Origin of the sequence: Streptomyces justiciae (assembly GCF_015163075.1) — a bacterium.
Taxonomy (GTDB): Bacteria; Actinomycetota; Actinomycetes; order Streptomycetales; family Streptomycetaceae; genus Streptomyces; species Streptomyces justiciae.
The window spans coordinates 165,468-182,282 of sequence record NZ_JADDXU010000004.1; the positions used below are offsets into that span (position 1 = coordinate 165,468).

Annotated in this window: 16 protein-coding genes; 8 read left to right on the plus strand and 8 right to left on the minus strand. The window is 71.1% G+C overall.

Going from position 1 to position 16,815, the window contains the following annotated elements; genetic code table 11:
* Positions 1–12: 12 nt before the first annotated feature.
* The 3 genes from IQ210_RS13175 to IQ210_RS13185 form a co-directional block, all read right to left on the minus strand.
* Entirely contained in the window at positions 13–1,959 is a 1,947-nt protein-coding gene (locus IQ210_RS13175) for a PAS domain S-box protein (RefSeq protein ID WP_194079139.1), read from the minus strand.
* Positions 1,960–2,629: 670 nt separating this feature from the next.
* Entirely contained in the window at positions 2,630–3,847 is a 1,218-nt protein-coding gene (locus IQ210_RS13180) for an MFS transporter (protein WP_194079140.1), read from the minus strand.
* Positions 3,848–3,899: 52 nt separating this feature from the next.
* Entirely contained in the window at positions 3,900–5,084 is a 1,185-nt protein-coding gene (locus IQ210_RS13185; RefSeq protein ID WP_194079141.1) for a globin domain-containing protein, read from the minus strand.
* A 412-nt stretch (positions 5,085–5,496) separates the two neighbouring features.
* Between IQ210_RS13185 and IQ210_RS13190 the strand changes: the two genes are divergently transcribed.
* Together IQ210_RS13190 and IQ210_RS13195 are read left to right on the plus strand one after the other, a co-directional pair.
* The gene (locus tag IQ210_RS13190; protein WP_126269891.1) at positions 5,497–5,871 is read left to right on the plus strand and encodes a roadblock/LC7 domain-containing protein; all 375 of its coding nucleotides are present in this window, start codon (positions 5,497–5,499) and stop codon (positions 5,869–5,871) included.
* Positions 5,872–6,071: 200 nt separating this feature from the next.
* Entirely contained in the window at positions 6,072–6,434 is a 363-nt protein-coding gene (locus IQ210_RS13195) for an ArsR/SmtB family transcription factor (RefSeq protein WP_194079142.1), read from the plus strand.
* Between the two features lie 10 nt (positions 6,435–6,444).
* On the opposite strand, the gene ppk2 is transcribed toward IQ210_RS13195, so the two are convergent.
* Positions 6,445–7,248 carry a polyphosphate kinase 2 gene (gene ppk2 / locus IQ210_RS13200; protein ID WP_194079143.1) on the minus strand — a complete coding sequence of 268 codons (804 nt, stop codon included), beginning with the start codon at positions 7,246–7,248 and terminating at the stop codon, positions 6,445–6,447.
* 108 nt (positions 7,249–7,356) lie between these two features.
* Between ppk2 and IQ210_RS13205 the strand changes: the two genes are divergently transcribed.
* A complete protein-coding gene (locus IQ210_RS13205; RefSeq protein ID WP_194079144.1) occupies positions 7,357–7,587 on the plus strand; it encodes a hypothetical protein in 231 nt (76 codons plus the stop codon).
* Between the two features lie 3 nt (positions 7,588–7,590).
* Here the strand turns inward: IQ210_RS13205 and IQ210_RS13210 are convergent, their stop codons facing one another.
* Positions 7,591–8,532 (minus strand): hypothetical protein, encoded by a 942-nt coding sequence (locus tag IQ210_RS13210; protein ID WP_194079145.1) that lies wholly within the window; start codon positions 8,530–8,532, stop codon positions 7,591–7,593.
* Between the two features lie 201 nt (positions 8,533–8,733).
* Between IQ210_RS13210 and IQ210_RS13215 the strand changes: the two genes are divergently transcribed.
* The gene (locus IQ210_RS13215) at positions 8,734–9,672 is read left to right on the plus strand and encodes a hydrolase (RefSeq protein ID WP_194079146.1); all 939 of its coding nucleotides are present in this window, start codon (positions 8,734–8,736) and stop codon (positions 9,670–9,672) included.
* 69 nt (positions 9,673–9,741) lie between these two features.
* Here IQ210_RS13215 and IQ210_RS13220 read toward each other — a convergent pair whose 3' ends face one another.
* On the minus strand, positions 9,742–10,470 hold the full coding sequence (locus IQ210_RS13220) for a carbonic anhydrase (RefSeq protein WP_322656357.1): 729 nt from the start codon (positions 10,468–10,470) through the stop codon (positions 9,742–9,744).
* Positions 10,471–10,888: 418 nt separating this feature from the next.
* Here IQ210_RS13220 and IQ210_RS13225 point away from each other — a divergent pair, with 418 nt between their 5' ends.
* The 4 genes from IQ210_RS13225 (at position 10,889) to IQ210_RS13240 (ending at position 14,096) form a co-directional block, all read left to right on the plus strand.
* Complete coding sequence (locus IQ210_RS13225) at positions 10,889–11,251, plus strand: DUF485 domain-containing protein (RefSeq protein WP_256783488.1); 363 nt, start codon at positions 10,889–10,891, stop codon at positions 11,249–11,251.
* Positions 11,245–12,843: a sodium/solute symporter gene (locus IQ210_RS13230; protein WP_194079148.1), complete on the plus strand. Its 1,599-nt coding sequence runs from the start codon at positions 11,245–11,247 to the stop codon at positions 12,841–12,843. Before IQ210_RS13225 ends, IQ210_RS13230 begins: the two co-directional genes overlap by 7 nt.
* A gap of 106 nt (positions 12,844–12,949) precedes the next feature.
* On the plus strand, positions 12,950–13,609 hold the full coding sequence (locus IQ210_RS13235; protein WP_194079149.1) for a YceI family protein: 660 nt from the start codon (positions 12,950–12,952) through the stop codon (positions 13,607–13,609).
* Between the two features lie 34 nt (positions 13,610–13,643).
* Positions 13,644–14,096: a GNAT family N-acetyltransferase gene (locus IQ210_RS13240; protein WP_194079150.1), complete on the plus strand. Its 453-nt coding sequence runs from the start codon at positions 13,644–13,646 to the stop codon at positions 14,094–14,096.
* Positions 14,097–14,215: 119 nt separating this feature from the next.
* Here IQ210_RS13240 and IQ210_RS13245 read toward each other — a convergent pair whose 3' ends face one another.
* Together IQ210_RS13245 and IQ210_RS13250 are read right to left on the minus strand one after the other, a co-directional pair.
* Positions 14,216–15,352: an ARPP-2 domain-containing protein gene (locus tag IQ210_RS13245; protein WP_194079151.1), complete on the minus strand. Its 1,137-nt coding sequence runs from the start codon at positions 15,350–15,352 to the stop codon at positions 14,216–14,218.
* The gene (locus IQ210_RS13250) at positions 15,349–16,803 is read right to left on the minus strand and encodes a hypothetical protein (RefSeq protein ID WP_194079152.1); all 1,455 of its coding nucleotides are present in this window, start codon (positions 16,801–16,803) and stop codon (positions 15,349–15,351) included. Before IQ210_RS13250 ends, IQ210_RS13245 begins: the two co-directional genes overlap by 4 nt.
* Positions 16,804–16,815 lie beyond the last annotated feature (12 nt).

The following is a 16,815-nucleotide window of genomic DNA, read 5'->3' on the forward strand; positions in this document are numbered from 1 at the left end:
CGGGGGTGCGCCTCACAGCTTCAGCGTGAACCAGGTGGTCTTGCCCTCGTCGGTGGGACGTACTCCCCAGCCGTCGGCCAGGGCGCGCACGAGCAGGAGACCGCGGCCGGACTCCTCGTCCTCCGCCGCGATCCGCGGCTGGGGCAGATGCGGACTGCGGTCGCTCACCTCGACCGTGAGGTCCGTGGCCGTCCGGCACAGATGCAGCGTGATCGGGCCCTCGGCGTGCTGGACCGCGTTGGTGAGGATCTCGGAGAGCAGCAGCCGGGCCTCTTCCGCCGGCTCGGCGCACTCCCAGGCGATGAGCGCCTTGTTGAGGAACGTGCGGCCCTCCGGGACCGAGGACGGCAGGGCGGGCAGATCGGTGGTGAGTGCCGCCAGCGGCGCGGCCGGCAGCTGCGCCAGCAACAGGGTCACGTCGTCGTCATGGCTGTCGGCGTCGGGCAGCAGGCTCGTCAGGACGTGGTCCGCGGCCGTCTCCAGGCAGGGGGCTTCGACGAAGAACCCGTCCAGGACGGAGGTGAGTTGACCGAGGCGCTCCTCGATGTCGCTGCCGGGCGTCTCGATCAGCCCGTCGGTGTAGAGGACGAGGGTGGCGCCGGGCGGTATGGCGGCGCAGGACTGCTCGTAGAGGATGTCGCCGACGCCGAGCGGTGCGTTCACCGGGGTCGTCAGCCCGTGGACCCCGCAGCCCGGGGGAGCGACCAGCACGGGCAGATGACCGGCCGAGCAGACGGTGACCGTTCCGCTGTCCGGGGCGACGACCAGATAGCAGCAGGTGACGAGTTGGTCGGGGACGTCCAGGTCGGCGACACAGGTGTCCAGGGCCTGCATCAGCTGGCGGGGCTGCATGCCGGTCTTGGCCAGGGCATGCGCGGCGGAGCGCAACTGGCCCATCACGGCGGCGGCTTCGAGCCCGCGACCCATCACGTCACCGATGAGGACCCCGACCCGGCCGGCCCCCAGCGGGATCAGGTCGAACCAGTCGCCGCCCACGCCCGCGCCCTGGGTGGCGGGCCGGTACCGGCTGGCCGTGGCGAGGCCGGGGACCGCGGACGGGGTGCCCATCAGGCTGCGTTGCAGGGTGAGCGCGATGTGCCGCTGCTGTTCGTAGAGGACGGTGAGTTCGGCCTCGGCGCGCTTGCGGTCGCTGATGTCCCGGACGATGGCGCAGGCGCCGACGACCGTGCCCGCGGTGTCGCGGGTGGGCCACAGGGTGACGTCGACGTCCAGCAGTTCGCCGGAGCGGGTCAGCCGCAGGGTCTCGAAGTGCTCGACCTTCTCTCCGTGGCACAGCCGCTTGAGGAGGGCGGTGACCTCGCCGCGCTTCTCCCGCGGGGCCAGCACGGACACGTGCCGGCCGATGGCCTCCTGAGCGGTGTAGCCGTACAGGCTCTGCGCGGCGGCGTTCCAGTAGGTGATGTAGCCGTCGAGGGTCTTGGCGAGGATCGCGTCCTGGGACGACTCCACGAGCGCGGCGAGCTCGTTGATCCGGGCCTCGGCCGCTCTGCGGTCGCTGACGTCGCGGACCGCCGCGGAGACCAGGAGCCCGTCCGCGGTCTCCAGCGGGGAGAGGCTGATCTCGACGGGGAACTCGGTGCCGTCCTTGCGCAGCCCGTGCAGGTCGAGTCCGGCGCCCATGGGCCGGACCTGGCGGTTGGCGGCGTAGCCGCCGCGGTGCCGGGTGTGGTGCGGGCGGAAGCGGTGCGGGATCAGCAACTCCACCGGATGGCCGAGGAGCTCCTCGCGGCGGTAGCCGAACAGGGCCTCGGTCTGGGCGTTGACGAGTTTGATGATGCCGCCGTCGTCGACGATGACCATGGCGTCCGGGGCGGCTTCCAGAAGCCCGCGAAACCGGTCCTCGTCGGCTCCCGGCCCGCTCGGACGGGCTGCTCCACCGCAGGCGCACGGCGTCCGCTCGGGCCCGTCCGCCACGTCCGGTACTGGAATCGGACCCATGTCTCTCCCCACCCGCTGCCGGCGACGGTCCGGGCCATCTCACCGCACCCGTACGGGAGTCGAGACGCAATGTCACTTACTGTCCGCACCCCGGCGGAACCTGTCCGCCGCATATGCGTCTCGTGGCCGTCTCACGGCGGTACGACGGTCACGGCCCCGGCCTCGGAGCCTTTGCCATGTCCCCGGCCGGGCGCGCGACGCCTGGCACGCAGCGCCCACTCCCTCAAGCGCGTGGGGACCCGAGCCGCGTTGCCGAAACGTCCGTGTGACTCCGCCACGCGGGCACTCCGGCGCCTCGCGATCGGGCGCTCCCCGACGCTCGAACCCGGGCTCGGGCGGGCGACCCCATCGCCGCCGCGCGCTGATCCGACCGCGGACATGAGGCACATACGACGGGTCCCGCCGCGGCTGCCGCCGGCACGTCCGAGCCGGCGGCAGCCGCCGGGCGAGGCGGTACGGCCCCCACCGCACGGCCTCGCCTGGATCGTCCCCGCGGCACGGCGCGCGAGCGGGCGTGGCGCCGGAGCGGGGCGCGGGGACGAGGCTGATCCGGGGCGATCGGTGACGCGGCAGATGCCCTTTCACCATCTTCCGGAGCACGTGGATGTACGGAACCGGGCCATCGGGCCCCGGCACAGGGCCGAACGGCCCTCGGGCGGGGTCAGCCCAGTTACCTCGTCACCGGGGTCCGGGGCGCCACTGCGCGGCGCACCCCCGTGCCGGTGAAGACCAGCGCACCGGCCGCCACCGCCGCCAGCAGCATCAGCCCCACCCCGTACGAGCCGTAGCTGCCGTACAGCGAGCCCATCACCAGTGGCGGCACGAACCCGCCGAGGCCGCCCGCGGCCCCCACGACGCCGGTCACCGAGCCGGTCCGGTGCGGCGGGGACAGCAGGGCCACGAAGGCGAAAGTCGCCCCGCTCCCGGCGCCCAGGGCGGCCGCCATGGCGAGGAAGGCGAGCGTGCCGAGCGGCGCGAGCGGCGGAGTGAAGGACTGCGCGAGCGCACCGCCGACGACCACCGTCAGCGCCGCGGCCAGCACCCGCACCGGGCCCATCCGGTCGGACAGCCAGCCGCCGATCGGCCGCATCGCCACCGCGAGCAGCACGAACCCGGCCATCCGGTTCGCGGCGTCGGCCTGCGCCAGCGCGTACCCGTTCTTCAGATACGTCGGCAGATAGACGGAGAACGCCACATAGCCGCCGAAGGCCACCGCGTACAGCGCGGACGCCTGCCAGGTGACGGCCAGCCGGAGCGTCGAGGCGAGCCGCCCGGCCGTCGGATCGGTGGGCACCGGGCGGTTCGGGGCGTCCCGCAGGACCACGGCCGAGACGACCGCGAACAGTGTCAGCACGCCCGCGGTCAGCAGGAAGGGGTTCGCGGTGCCGTGCGCGTCCACCAGCCTGACCGTGGTCAGCGCGCTGATCGCCGTACCGCCCATGCCCATCCCGAAGACGCCGATCGCCAGGCCCCGCCGCTCGGGCGGGAACCAGGCGTTGACGAAGGGCACGCCCACCGCGAACGCGGTTCCGCCGATGCCCAAGAAGAACCCGCCGACGAGTAGCGCGGTCAGGGAGTCGTGCCCGGCCAGACCGAGATACAGCACCGGTACGACCGTCGCGGCCGAAACCAGCGGGAACATCACCCGCCCGCCGTACCGGTCGGTGAGCGCGCCGACCGGTACGCGGCCCAGCGAGCCGACCACCACCGGCACGGCGACCAGCAGCGACTGCTGGAAGGAGGTCAGCCCCAGCGTGTCCTTGAAGCGCGGGGCGAGCGGGCTGAGCAGCGCCCACGCCCAGAAGTTGACCGCGAAGCCGATCGTGGCCAGGGACAGCATGAGCCAGGCCCGGCCGGACACGGGGGCTTCTCGCGACGGCTGAAGCATGGTCGTCGTCCTTGTCTGTAGGACTGCCGGTCTGCGGGCGAGTGCTGCTGTGTCAGGACGCGTCCGGCAGCCACAGGTCGGGGCCGAACACCTCGTAGCGGATGTGCCGCGGCGGGACACCGCGGTCGAGCAGTTGGGTGCGGACGGCGCGCATGAACGGCAGCGGGCCGCACAGGTAGACGGTGGCGTCCGCCGGCACGTCGACCCCGTCGAGGTCCATCAGGCCGCTGCGGGCGTCGGGTTCGGCGACGCCGAAACGCTCGTACCAGAACACGGCCTTGGCGTCCGGCAGTTGAGCGGTGAGTGCGCGGGTCTCGGTGCGCAGGGCGTGGGTGCCGGGGGAGACGTCCGCGTGCAGGGTCAGGACCCTGCGGGTGGAGCCGCTGGCGGCGAGCCGGGCGAGCATGCCGACCATAGGGGTGCAGCCGATGCCGGCGGAGACCAGGACGAGCGGCGTGTCCGTCTCGTCGAGGACGACGTCACCGAAGGGCGCGGACAGGGTGAGCTCGTCCCCGGCCCGAACGGTGCTGTGCAGCAGGGTGGACACCTCCCCGCCGCCGACCCGCTTGACGGTGATCCGGCGCAGCTCGCCACCCGGGTCGCCGGACAGGCTGTATTGGCGCAACTGGTGCACTCCGTCCGGCATCAGGGCCCGGACACTGACGTACTGCCCGGCCTTCGCCGCGGGGGCCGGGCCACCATCGGCCGGACGCAGGACGAAGGAGACGACGTCGGCGGTCTCCTCGTGCCGCTCGACGACCGTCCACGGCCGCCACACCTCACCCGGCACGACTCCAGCCTCGAGGTAGATGCGGGCCTCCTGGGCGATGAGCGCGCCGGCCATCAGCCAGTACACCTCGTCCCAGGCGGCGGCCACCTCCGGGGTGACCGCGTCGCCGAGCACCTCGGCGATCGCGGCGAACAGGTACTTGTGGACGACCGTGTACTGGTCCTCGGTGACGCCGACCGCGGTGTGCTTGTGGGCGATCCGTGCCAGCAGCGCGTCGGGACGGGTGTCGGGGTCGGCGAGGAGCGCGCTCGCGAAGCCCGCTATCGATCCGGCCAGCGCCCGGCGCTGGGCCCCGCTGGCCTGGTTGCCCCGGTTGAACATCCCGTCCAGCAGTTCGGGGCGGTCGCGGAACATCGCGCCGTAGAAGCGCGTGGTGATCTCGTCGAGGGCTCCGGCCACGGCGGGCAGCGTGGCCCGGACGACGGCGGCGGACTCTGCGGACAGCATGAAGCCTCCGGGAAAAGAGGTGGAACAGGGAGTGCGGGGCACGGGCCCCGCGACACACCACCCTCGCCGCCGGCCCCTCGCGTGCTCCAGGGCCCCATGGGGACGGCACACAGGGCCGATCGGCCCAACGGCGGCAGGGCCTCCCGGTACGCGCGGGCGACCTCGGGCGGGCCTCCCGGTACGCCGGATTGGCCTTGGGCGCGGTGGCCCGGGGGTCAACTTCGCGGCCCGTCACGGCAGTTCCGGTCCATCGAACGGTCCGGTCGCGCCCTTGTTCGGTCGTTGTCCGGCGCGCACGGGTCAGTCCCAGAGAGTCGGTCCGCGCGGCCCGGCCGCATGCGTACGGTCCGGGGGCATCGAGGCGGTCCGGCGGCGCCGGTCCGTCGCAGTCAACGAGCGCAAGGGAGGCACTGTGGCGAGTGTGGAAGTGTCGCTGAAGGAGATGATGGCCGGGGTCGAGGGGGCCTTGGGAGCCGCGGTCGTCGACTACACCAGCGGAATGGCGCTGGGCACCCTGGGCGGGAACAAGGACCTGGACCTGACGGTCGCCGCGGCCGGCAACACGGACGTCGTCCGGGCCAAGGTGCGCACCATGGAGCAGGTCGGGCTCAAGGGCCGTATCGAGGACATGCTGATCACGCTGGACAGCCAGTACCACCTGATCCGGCCGGTCACCGGCCGCAGCGGCAACGGCCTGTTCCTCTACCTCGTCCTCGACAAGGCCCGCTCGAACCTGGCCATGGCCCGGCACCAGCTCAAACGCGTCGAGGAGGCGATCGAGATCTGACCCGGGCGACGCGGCCGGGACCACCGCTGCCCATCATGTGAAGACTTCTTCAAGTCACCACATCAGCATGGTCCCAATCCGTGGTCGCGCCCGGCCCGGGGCGTGAAGGATCGGCATCCGAGGGCGGCCTGTGATGCGGCGGTGCCCCCTCAGGTGCCGTCGCACCGCGGTCCCACCCAGCCGACAAGGAGCGAGCAGCCATGCAGGCCCCCCTCTACCAGGTCAAGGCGGAGTTCTTCCGCATGCTCGGCCACCCCGTGCGGATCAGGGTGCTGGAACTCCTCCAGCACGGGCCCGTGTCCGTACGGGACCTGCTCGCCGACATCGAGATCGAGCCGTCCAGCCTGTCCCAGCAGCTGGCCGTGCTGCGCCGCTCCGGGATCGTGGTGTCGATGCGCGAGGGCTCGACCGTCCGCTACGCGCTCGCCGGCGGCGACGTCGCCGAACTCCTGCGCGCCGCCCGCCGGATCCTCACCGAGCTGCTCATCGGCCAGAACGAACTGCTCGCCGCACTCCGGCAGGCGGACGACACCCCCGCCGAACCTCTGCGCACCGGCCGGTGACGACGGGGCGTCAGAGGCTTGCCGCGTGGTCCGGGACGTACGTCTGGAGATCGCGCGGTGTCCGCACATAGCCCGTGGACTCCGGGCGCTCCGGCAGCTTCAGCACCGGCGGCGGCACCTCCTGGTAGGGCACCGAGTCCAGCAGATGGGCGATCATGTTCAGCCGGGCCCGCTTCTTGTCGTCGCTCTCGACGACGAACCACGGGGCCTCGGCGACGTCGGTGTGCACCATCATCTCGTCCTTGGCCCGGGAGTACGCCTCCCAGCGGGTGAGCGACTCCAGGTCCATCGGCGACAGCTTCCAGCGGCGCAGCGGGTCCTCCAGCCGGCGCCGGAAACGGTCCTGCTGCTCGGTGTCGCTCACCGAGAACCAGTACTTGCGCAGCAGGATGCCGTCCTCCACCAGCATCCGCTCGAAGATCGGGCACTGACGCAGGAACAGCTGGTACTCCTCCTTGGTGCAGAAGCCCATCACATGCTCCACGCCGGCCCGGTTGTACCAGGACCGGTCGAACAGCACGATCTCCCCGGCGGCCGGGAGATGCTCGACGTACCGCTGGAAGTACCACTGGGTCCGCTCGCGCTCGGTCGGCTTCGGCAGGGCCGCGATCCGGGCGACGCGCGGGTTGAGATGCTCGGAGACCCGCTTGATGGTGCCGCCCTTGCCGGCCGCGTCCCGCCCCTCGAACACGACGACCAGCCGCGCGCCCTCGGCCCGCACCCACTCCTGAAGCTTCACCAACTCGGTCTGCAGACGCAGCAGTTCACCCTCATAGACCTTCCGCGGCAACTTCCCCTTCGCCTTGCCTGCCATACGTCCACCTCTTCGCATACGTGGTCGAGTCCCCGTTGTCGGCACAGTACTGTCCGATCAGCGCGAGGTCCGGCAGGCCGGGGCGGTCGGAACGATCGGGGGAGACCTGTGGAGGAGCCGGGATTCAAGTCCCTGCCGTGCGAGATCACCGGCCTGACCGGGTTCGAGGCGGCCTCGGACGCCGTGGAACGACTCCGGGACGTCGGTGCCGACGCTCTGCTCAGCTGTGACTGGTGCGAGCGAGCGATCAGACACGGGGACATCCCGGTCGCACCGCAAGCATGCGCCTCCGCCTACTGGCGGACGACGGACTGCCGGGCGAGTCACCCGGAACCCTGAGATTCAGGAGGCGGCCCAGCGGATCGGGTGTCCTGAGGGGGCCGTCGTGAGCCAGGTGCCGTCTCCGAGGGGGTGGAGGTCGTAGGGGTTTTCCGCGTGTGACTCGAAGAGCGTGGGGGTGCGGTCGGCGCGTGTGTCGACGCGGTAGTGGCGGAACCACTCCTCCTCGTCCTCCGTTTCGCCGCCGAGGGTGACGATGACGGTGTCCTGGTCCAGGTAGCCGCCGCTCCATTCCACGAAGGTCTCGTCCGGGTCGTGTCCGAAGGCGTCGACGGAGAGGGTGAGCGTCGACTCGCCGTCCGGGTAGGTGTGGAGGGTGATGTCGCCCTGCTCGTGGTCGACGGTCATGAAGTGGTGCCCGTCCGGCGACAGGGCGATGAGGCACCGGTCGCTCCAGGGGTAGCGGACGAGATCCATTCCGGCGTCGGACAGGGACGCGCGGTGGATGACCGAGCCGTCCTGCCCCTCTCCGATGTCCAGGAGGACCACGTCGCCTCCAGGGTGGAGGAGGTGCTCGCCGCCGTGCCCCACCGTCTCCAGCTCCGCCTGGGCGACGACCGCTCCGGTCCCGGCGTCCAGGGCCACCCACTGGTCGGGGCCACGGTCGGCCATCGCGTCCGGCCGGTAGACCCACAGCGTCCGGCCGTCCGTCGACAGCGCGCAGCTCGGCCGGTGCCCGTACCGCTGGTCCGAGCGCGGCTCGAACGCCGACCGCCAGACCTCGGCCCCCTCCGGTGTCACACAGACCACCGCGTTGAGGGTCGTGTAGTAGGCCCTCCGCAGGTCCGCGCCGGCGGTGTGCCCCACGACATCGTCCCCGGCTGACGGCTGCCAGGTCATGACGGGCGGCAGTACGCCCGTGGCGTCGACGGCCAGGTCATACGCGCAGACACGTCCGTCGACGAGCCGCGTGACGATCCGTGGAGAGGGAGCTGTTGGTGCCATGTCCGGGAGAGTAACGCCCCAGTCGGTCTTCCGGCCGGGTAAGAGATCGACGTGAACCCCCGGCAGGCTCTGCCGCCCCTGTGGATCTTGTGTGTACCGTCCAGCCGTGTGTCGAGCGGAGGTTCTCCCAACTCCCGCTCTACGCGCGAAGATCCGGCACCCGCATCGCCTCCCGTCCCCCCACTCATGGAGGTTCACCGCATGTTCGGCCTGGGCAGATCCCCCCGCAGATTCACCACCGTCGTCACCGTGTTCGGCCTGCTGGCCACGGGAGCCGCCGTCCAGGCGGCCACTGTGACCCCGGCCGCCGCGGCCACTCCGCACCGCATCCTGTTCGACAACGCCCACGCGGAGACGGCCGGCAACGCCGACTGGATCATCTCCACCAGCCAGCCCGACCCGCTGGGCGAGGACTCCTCACCGTCGTCGGAGACCGACTGGACCGGCGCCATCTCCTCCTGGGGCGTGGCCCTGCAGCAGACCGGCGACTACTCCCTGGACACCCTGCCGTCGGGCTCCAGCCTCACTTACGGAGGCTCCTCGGCCACCGATCTGTCCAACTTCGACACGCTCGTCCTGCCGGAGCCGAACACGCTGTTCACGACCGCCGAGAAGACGGCGATCATGAACTTCGTGAAGAACGGCGGCGGTCTGTTCATGATCTCCGACCATACCGGCGCCGACCGCAACAACGACGGCGAGGACGCGGTCGAGATCCTCAACGACCTGATGACCAACAACAGCGTCGACTCCACCGACCCGTTCGGCTTCTCCATCGACTCGCTCAGCATCAGCTCCGACTACCCGAGCGCGATCAGCGACAGCACCAACCCCGTGCTGCACGGCTCGTTCGGCACCGTCACCAAGAGCCTGATCGCGAGCGGTACGACGGCCACCCTCAAGCCCGCCGACAACTCCTCCGTCAAGGGCCTTCTCTACCGCACCGGTTACTCCGGCAACACCGGCGCCTTCTTCGCCACCAGCACCTTCGGCAGCGGGAAGATCGCCTTCTGGGGCGACAGTTCCCCGATCGATGACGGCACGGGCCAGTCCGGCAACACGCTCTACGACGGCTGGAACGACTCCGGCGCCACCAACGCCGCCCTCGCCCTCAACGCCGCGGAATGGCTCTCCTCGTGAGGTGAGACGAGCGGCAACCGCGATGTGGTGGGCGGCCCCGGGACACCAGCCCGGGGCCGCCCTCGTGCGTCAGCCGGCGAGGCGATGCACGCGCCAACTGCTCAACTCGTAGCGTGCGCCCACGACGGCCAGCTCTCCGCCCGCGACCTTTGCCGCGAGGTCGGGCTCCGCCGCCAGACGCGCGCGTACCGCCCGTACGTTGGCGTCGATGGTCGCGTCGATCCGGGCGTCGCCTTCCTTGGTGTGATCTATGTTCGGTCGTATCTGGTCGGCCAAGTACTGGATGTGCGCGGGCAGTTGCGCACCGGACTCCTCGGCCTCGACCGCCGCCCGCACCGCGCCGCACGACTGATGGCCGAGGACGAGGACGAGCGGTATCCCGAGTTCCAGCACCCCGTACGCGATGCTGCCGAGCACCGCCTCGTCCAGGACCTCTCCGGCGCTGCGCACGGTCATCAGGTCCCCGAGTCCCTGGTCGAAGACCAGCTCCGGAGGCACCCGGGAGTCGATGCAGCCGAGGACGACCGCGAAGGGGTGCTGTCCCGAGACCAGCGCCTGGCGGGTGGCCGGTGTCTCGTCGGGGTGCTGTTCACGGAAGGTGCGCCAGCGGCGATTGCCCGCCGCCAGTTCCCGGAGTGCCTCGTCGGGGGTGTCGGGGCGAGGGCGTGTCGTGGGGGAGGCCGCGGCGGCGGGGGAGGTACCGAGGGCGAGGCCGGTGCCGAGGGCCGCGGCGCCGGTCAGCCCGGCCCGCAGGAACGTGCGGCGGACGGGTCTGTCGGGGGTGGCTTGAGAGTTCACGGAGAGGAACGTATGTCCGAGTCCGGCTCCGATCCGCCGCGTTACCAACAGCAGGGCAAAACGGGGGAGAAGCATGACCTTCCGTGGTGCCTGTGCACTGCATTTGAGACAACCTGGCCGGAGGGAAAGGTGCAGACCTGTTCCGCGGGGTGCCCATTGCGCAGGCTGCGTCACTTCGAGTTCGGGCACGCGGGTGTGTGAATGAGTCAGGGGCGAATTTCCCCTCGTACGGCCCGTTGATAGTTCAACGGACGCGCTGCGAGAATCCCCGTCCCCCCTCTCGAATCCGCGAATTCGACAATTCACGAACCCCCCACGAAGCCCGCGAAGAAGGTGCACCGTGTCACGGCACTCCCTGGGATTCGGCGGCCCGCCGCCCCATCCCGAGGCCACGCCCCCGCAGGCCGAGCGACCGACAGTGGCGCACGATCCCGCATATCTGTCGCTCCGGCACGCCCATCGACGATTCGGAGTGAAAGCGACCGCGACGGCCGTCGGTGGATTTCTCCTCTACGTTCTGTTGTCCAGCTTCACGCCCGGCCTGATGAACCGCTCCCTGAGCGGCCACCTGACGCTCGGACTGGCCCTGGGACTCGGGCAGTTCGTGCTCATGGCCGTGATCGTGTGGCGCTATCTCGTCCACCTGCGCACGCGGGTCACGCCCGTGGTCCGCGGCCTGCGCGGCCTCGCCCGGCACCATGAGGCCACCGGTGGCGGCCGCGGGCCGGCGCACCCCGAGCCGCCCGCCGCCCCGTACGACCGGGGGTACCGCTCGTGGTGACGACCGGTGCCGCGGTCGTGGACCGCTTCAGCCTCCAACTGACCCTCATACTCTTCCTGTCCGTGGTCGTCGTGACCCTGTTCACCGCGCTGCTGACGGCGCCCCAGCGTGACGAGATCGGCGAGTTCTACCTCGGCAACCGCACCATGTCCCCGCTGCGCAACGGGCTGGCGATGTGCGGGGACTACCTGTCGGCCGCGACGCTCCTCGGCAGCACCGGCCTGGTCGCCCTGACCGGCTACGACGGGCTCCTCTACCTCTGCGGCACCGCCGTCGCCTGGATGATGGTCCTGCTGCTCATCGCCGAACCCCTGCGCAACGCGGGCCGGTTCACCCTCGGCGACACCATCGCGCTGCGCCTGCCGCGCGGGCAGCGGCCGGTACGGCTCGCCCTCGCCGTCTGCACGCTGGCCATCGCCACCCTCTACCTGGTCGCCCAACTCGTCGGCAGTGTCGCCCTGTTGACCCAGTTCACCGGCGAACCCAGCGCCACCACCCGTACCTTGTGCGTGGTCGTCATCGGCACGATCGTCATCGTGTACGCCGCCATCGGAGGCATGCCCGGCGCCACGTTCATCCAGGTCGTCAAGGCCGTGATGCTGATCTCGGGGGTCACCGTGACCGCCGTGATGGTGCTGCACCGCTTCGACTGGAACCCCGACGCCCTGCTCGCCGCCGCCGCGGACCACAGCGGCGAGGGCACCCGGTTCCTCGAACCGGGACTCCGCTACGGTGCCAGCGCCACCAGCAAACTGGACTTCTTCAGCCTCCAGTTGGCGATCGTGCTCGGTCTCGCCGCTCTCCCGCACGTGATGATGCGCCTGCTCGCCCCGAAGCAGGTCGCCGTCCTGCGGACCTCGGTCGTGTGGGCCATGGGGCTGGTCAGCCTCGTCTGTCTCGCCGCGGGCGTCCTGGGCCTCGGGGCGACCGCGATCGTCGGCAGGGACGCCATCGCACAGACCGACCGGAAAGGCGACGCCGCCGTCCTGCTCCTGGCGCAGGACCTCGGCGGCGGCCTGCTCACCGCGCTTCTGTCCTGCCTGGCCTTCGTCACGCTCCTCGCGGTCGCAGCCGGCCTCACCCTGGCCGCGGCCTCCTCCCTCGCCCACGACCTCTACGGCGAGGTGATCCGAAAAGGCCAGGCGAAGGAGACGGAGGAACTGGCCGTGGCGCGGCTCTCGGCGGCCGTCATCGGCGTCCTCGGCATGCTGCTCGCCCTGATCGCCTGGGGCGCCAACACCGCCACGCTCGCCTTCCTGGCCTTCGCGATCGCCGCCTCCGCCCTCCCGCCGACCCTCGTCTACACCCTGTTCTGGCGGCACTTCACAGCGCAGGGCGCCCTGCTGAGCCTGTGCGGGGGACTCCTCAGCTCCGTCCTGCTGGTGGTGTTCTCGCCCGTCGTCTCCTCGACCCCTTCCTCGCTGTATCCGTCGGCGGATTTCGCCTGGTTCCCGCTCCAGAACCCCGGCCTCGTCTCCATCCCGGCGGGATTTCTGCTCGGTTGGCTGGGGTCCGTACTGACCCGCCCCGAAATGCCGGAAAACTATGCCGACTTCGAGGTCCGTACGCTCGTGGGAATCGACGAGACGTAGTCAGTTGTCCTCGCCGTGGGGGAGTTGGATGGGGGACCTGTGGATATTTCGTTGACCATCCATGCGGACTTGCCTCGCCAACTCCCGTGCAGTAATTAGGTGAATCATGAATTTGTTCAGCCGTGGTACTCCGTTCCGCCGCACGGAGCCCACACTCACCCCCCAACCCCCCACCGGCCGGCCGGGCGCCCCCACCGCGCTCCTCCCGGACCCCGCCCTGGCCGCCCTGACCGGTGAATGGGTCATCGACCCGGCGCACAGCAGGATCGGCTTCTCCGTACGGCACGCCATGGTGACCACGGTCCGCGGAGCCTTCGCCGAATACCAGAGCCGCCTCTACTTCGACGGCCGGGACCCCTCCCGTTCGCAGGCCGAGATCACGGTGTCCACGGCCAGCGTCGACACCGGAGTGGAACAACGCGACGCCCACCTCGTGGGCCGCGACTTCTTCGACTCGGCGAACCATCCGCGCATGCGCTTCACCAGCACCGCGGTGGAACCGCTTGGCAACGATGTCTACCGCATGACCGGCGACCTCACCATCAAGGCGACCACCCGCCCCGTGGTCCTCGAACTCACCTACATAGGCCAGGTCACCGACCCCTTCGGCTACCAACGGGCGGGTTTCGACGGCACCACGACGATCGACCGCACGGAGTGGGGCCTGAACTACAGCTCCAGGCTGGCCGAGGGCGGCGCCATGGTGAGCGAGAAGGTGCGCCTGCAGTTCGACATCGCGGCCATCCGCACGGCTCCCGTCGGGTGAGGCGGCGCCCGGCCCTGGCGATAACATCATGATCATGGCGGACTGGGAACTGCGGGCGGCGTCGATGGCGGATCTCGAGGAGATCGTCGAGATCCGTGCCGTCGTGATGAGGGCGGACCTGGAGCGGCTCGGGCGGTACGACGAGCACCGGGTGCGGCAGCGGCTGCGCGACGCCTACCAGCCGGAGCACACCTCGGCGATCGAGGTGGCCGGTGCCCTGGTCGGCTGCGTGGCGCTGCGCCCGGCCGCCGACGCCTACTGGCTGGAACACTTCCTCCTCGTCCCGGAGCTCCAGGGCAAGGGCATCGGCTCGGCCGTCCTGCGCAGCCTGCTGGAACGCCCCGACCGGGAGGGCGCCCTGACCAGGCTGAACGTCCTCCAGGGCAGCGCGGCCCGCAGGCTGTACGAGCGGCACGGGTTCGTCCTGGAGTCCGAGGACGAGGTCGACGTGTACATGGTCCGCACCCCGGCGAATCGCACGCCCTGACCCGCGCCCCGGCGAACTGCACGTCCTGACCCGCCCCGGCGAATCGCACGCCCTGAACCGCGCCCGGCGGTCCGCACGCCCTGACCCGCGCCCCGGCGAATCGGGCCTCCTGACCCGCGTCAGCGACGCTGCCGCAGCAGATGACCGAAGCCGGCCGTCTCCAACCGCTTGGCGAGCGCGGCGTCGTCGATGCCGAACTCGGTGGCCGTGTCCGCGAGATGCCAGTCGTGCGCGGCGAGACGGCTGAGCAGGAAGCCGCGGCGGACCTGGTTCTCGGAGAGCCGGAAGGTCTTGAGGTAGACCGTTCGGCCGCGCTCGTCGAGGATCGCCTCCCCGATGTGGTTGTCCTGCTTGGGACGGAACTCGGGCAGGAAGCGCGAGAGGGTGAAGCGACCCATCCGCCGGACCCGCTGCCAGTTGCTCTCCTGCTCCACGAGCCCGGCCGCCATGGTCGTGTCGTGGAACTCCTCCCACCGGTCCGTCTGTTCGGCCGCGGCCGCCCGCAGCTCCCCCAGCGAGCGGATGCCGGTGTCGGCGATGCGCGCCCGGAAGTCCGGCACCGGCGGCATCAGCGTCGCGTAGTGGTGCACCAGATCGCCGTACAGGTCCTGGACGAGCGTCGGATGCAGCGTCCGGTAGTCCTCGGGATGCGGCACCACGAACGCGGCGGCCAGCGCGTCGGCCAGGTAGACGAGGACACCGCACTGGCCGGGGTGGATCTCGAAGACGCTCAGCGCATCGGCGAGCCCCGGCACCTGGAGCCCCAGGTAGGCGGCCTCGACGCGGGGCGACAGCCCCTGGCTCAGAGCCTGCCGAGACCACTCCTCCCACGCGATGGTGGGACCGCCGAAGTGCAGCGCGAGATAGCCCTCCAGCGCGAGATGCAGCGGCAGGAACCGCAGCCGCCGGCGGCCCTCCTGACGGGCCATCCGGCGATGGAAGTGCAGCCGTACCGCCGCCACCGATCCCTGCTCCGCCGGGCCCTCGGCCAGCTGTGTGCCGTAGGCGGCGGCCGGGGTACCGTCCCCGGTCCACTCGGCGACGAAGCTGTGCGGGATGTAGGAGCAGTAACTGCCTTTCCGCCCCAGGTCGACCACGCCGGGCCCGGGGTGGATGCGCGGATGCAGTCGCAGATCCTCCACGGGCTCGGCCCGCACCAGCGGCACCAGCCGCACCGCACCCCACACCTGCGAGGGCCGCGTCCGCAGCCCGTCGAACAGGCCGGAGGGGGCATGGGTCTCGCTGTACGACGTCATCGCGCACCTCCGGCCGCGGTCCGCTGCCCCGGCGCGGCGAGCAGCCGCTCCGCGCGGGCGTCCAGATACGCCGTCAGCTCGGCGAGCCCGGTCCGCCCCTCGGCGAACTGCGCGATCTCGACGAGCGCCGGCAGATCCTCCGCGTCCCGCACGCCCGCCGTCGGCACGCTCGGGGCGAGCCGTCGTACGTCGAAGTCGTCGGCGTCGTAGACCGGGTTGAGGTGGACCACGCTGGTGCGGCGCTCCGGGTCGATACGGGTGCGCCAGACGCGGAGCACCTCGGCGGCGAGCCCGGGCGGGGCGTTGTCCCAGCCGTCGGAGACGATCACCAGCCGGTCCGGGGCCGTCTCCAGCGCGTCGAGAATCCGCTCGCCCAGCGGCGTCGGACCCACGGGATGCGCGAGCAGCGCCTCACGGCGGCCGGACGTCCACAGCCCGGCATACCGGTCGGCGAGCGCCTCCAGCAGGTAGTGGCAGGCGACGGCGACCGCCAGCGGCCGGCGCCGCTTCACGCCCGAGCCGTAGGAGGAGAAGCTGTCGTCCAGTACGGCGGTGACCCGGCCCCACGTCCCGCGGTGCACGCCCGCCACGCGCGCGGCGGCCGCACGCAGCGCGCCGGTGAGTTCCTCGCGCCGCTCGACCCGCTCCGCGACCGGCAGGGACAGCACATAGCCGGCCAGCCGGGTGAGCGGCATCCGGGCAAGGTCGACCGCGACCGCCTCCGCGACCCCGCGCCGCTCGGCCGTCTCCTGGAGCCGCAGCGCCTCCAGGCGGGTCATCCGGGGCGCGATCCGCTCCAGGAAGACGGCACGCGGAATGCCGTGCTTGGCCGCGAAACCCTCGGCGACGGTGTACGGCAGCTCGTACACCGCCGCCTGCTCGTAGTGCGCCCGGCGCCAGGTCTCCAGGATCGGGGTGTCGTAGTGGGCGCGGCTCAGCGGGGCGAACAGGAACGTACCCAACTCACCGTCCCCCGGGGCGAGATGCGCGTGCCGCAGGGCCTGCTTGAGGCCGCTGCGGTACTTGACCGCGTCGAAGGCCAGATCGGGGCGGGCGGCCAGCCAGTCGCGCAGCAGCGCGCGGGTACGGCGGTTGTTCACCCCGGCGCGGCGTAGCGCGCGGAAGAGCCCGTAGACCCGCTGGGGCGGCAGCAGTGCCAGCCGCCCCGCGATCAGCCGGCCCTCGCTGCGGCGCTGCTCCACGGTGGCCTCGGCGGACGTCTCCAGCAGCCGGCGCACGATCAGCGCGGCATTGTGGTCATTGATGTCCAGCGCCAGCACACCCGCGTACAGATCGCGGTAATTGCCGAGCATGTACGCGTGCAGGAAGTCGAGCGAGAGCCGCTGCGTGCCCGCGTCGGCGTGGAACTCGCGCTGCCCGGTCGCGGTGATCGCCGCGTTGACGAAGAGCAGCACGTCGTCGGCCGCGACGAGATCCCCGTACGACTCCATGCCTCTTCCCTG

What these genes read in the sequence shown, in the direction of transcription:
- IQ210_RS13175 (WP_194079139.1), bottom strand. Translation starts at nt 1,959, where the DNA reads ATGGGTCCGATTCCAGTACCGGACGTGGCGGACGGGCCCGAGCGGACG.
- IQ210_RS13180 (WP_194079140.1), bottom strand. Translation starts at nt 3,847, where the DNA reads ATGCTTCAGCCGTCGCGAGAAGCCCCCGTGTCCGGCCGGGCCTGGCTC.
- IQ210_RS13185 (WP_194079141.1), bottom strand. Translation starts at nt 5,084, where the DNA reads ATGCTGTCCGCAGAGTCCGCCGCCGTCGTCCGGGCCACGCTGCCCGCC.
- IQ210_RS13195 (WP_194079142.1), top strand. Translation starts at nt 6,072, where the DNA reads ATGCAGGCCCCCCTCTACCAGGTCAAGGCGGAGTTCTTCCGCATGCTC.
- ppk2 (WP_194079143.1), bottom strand. Translation starts at nt 7,248, where the DNA reads ATGGCAGGCAAGGCGAAGGGGAAGTTGCCGCGGAAGGTCTATGAGGGT.
- IQ210_RS13210 (WP_194079145.1), bottom strand. Translation starts at nt 8,532, where the DNA reads ATGGCACCAACAGCTCCCTCTCCACGGATCGTCACGCGGCTCGTCGAC.
- IQ210_RS13215 (WP_194079146.1), top strand. Translation starts at nt 8,734, where the DNA reads ATGTTCGGCCTGGGCAGATCCCCCCGCAGATTCACCACCGTCGTCACC.
- IQ210_RS13235 (WP_194079149.1), top strand. Translation starts at nt 12,950, where the DNA reads ATGAATTTGTTCAGCCGTGGTACTCCGTTCCGCCGCACGGAGCCCACA.
- IQ210_RS13240 (WP_194079150.1), top strand. Translation starts at nt 13,644, where the DNA reads ATGGCGGACTGGGAACTGCGGGCGGCGTCGATGGCGGATCTCGAGGAG.
- IQ210_RS13245 (WP_194079151.1), bottom strand. Translation starts at nt 15,352, where the DNA reads ATGACGTCGTACAGCGAGACCCATGCCCCCTCCGGCCTGTTCGACGGG.
- IQ210_RS13250 (WP_194079152.1), bottom strand. Translation starts at nt 16,803, where the DNA reads ATGGAGTCGTACGGGGATCTCGTCGCGGCCGACGACGTGCTGCTCTTC.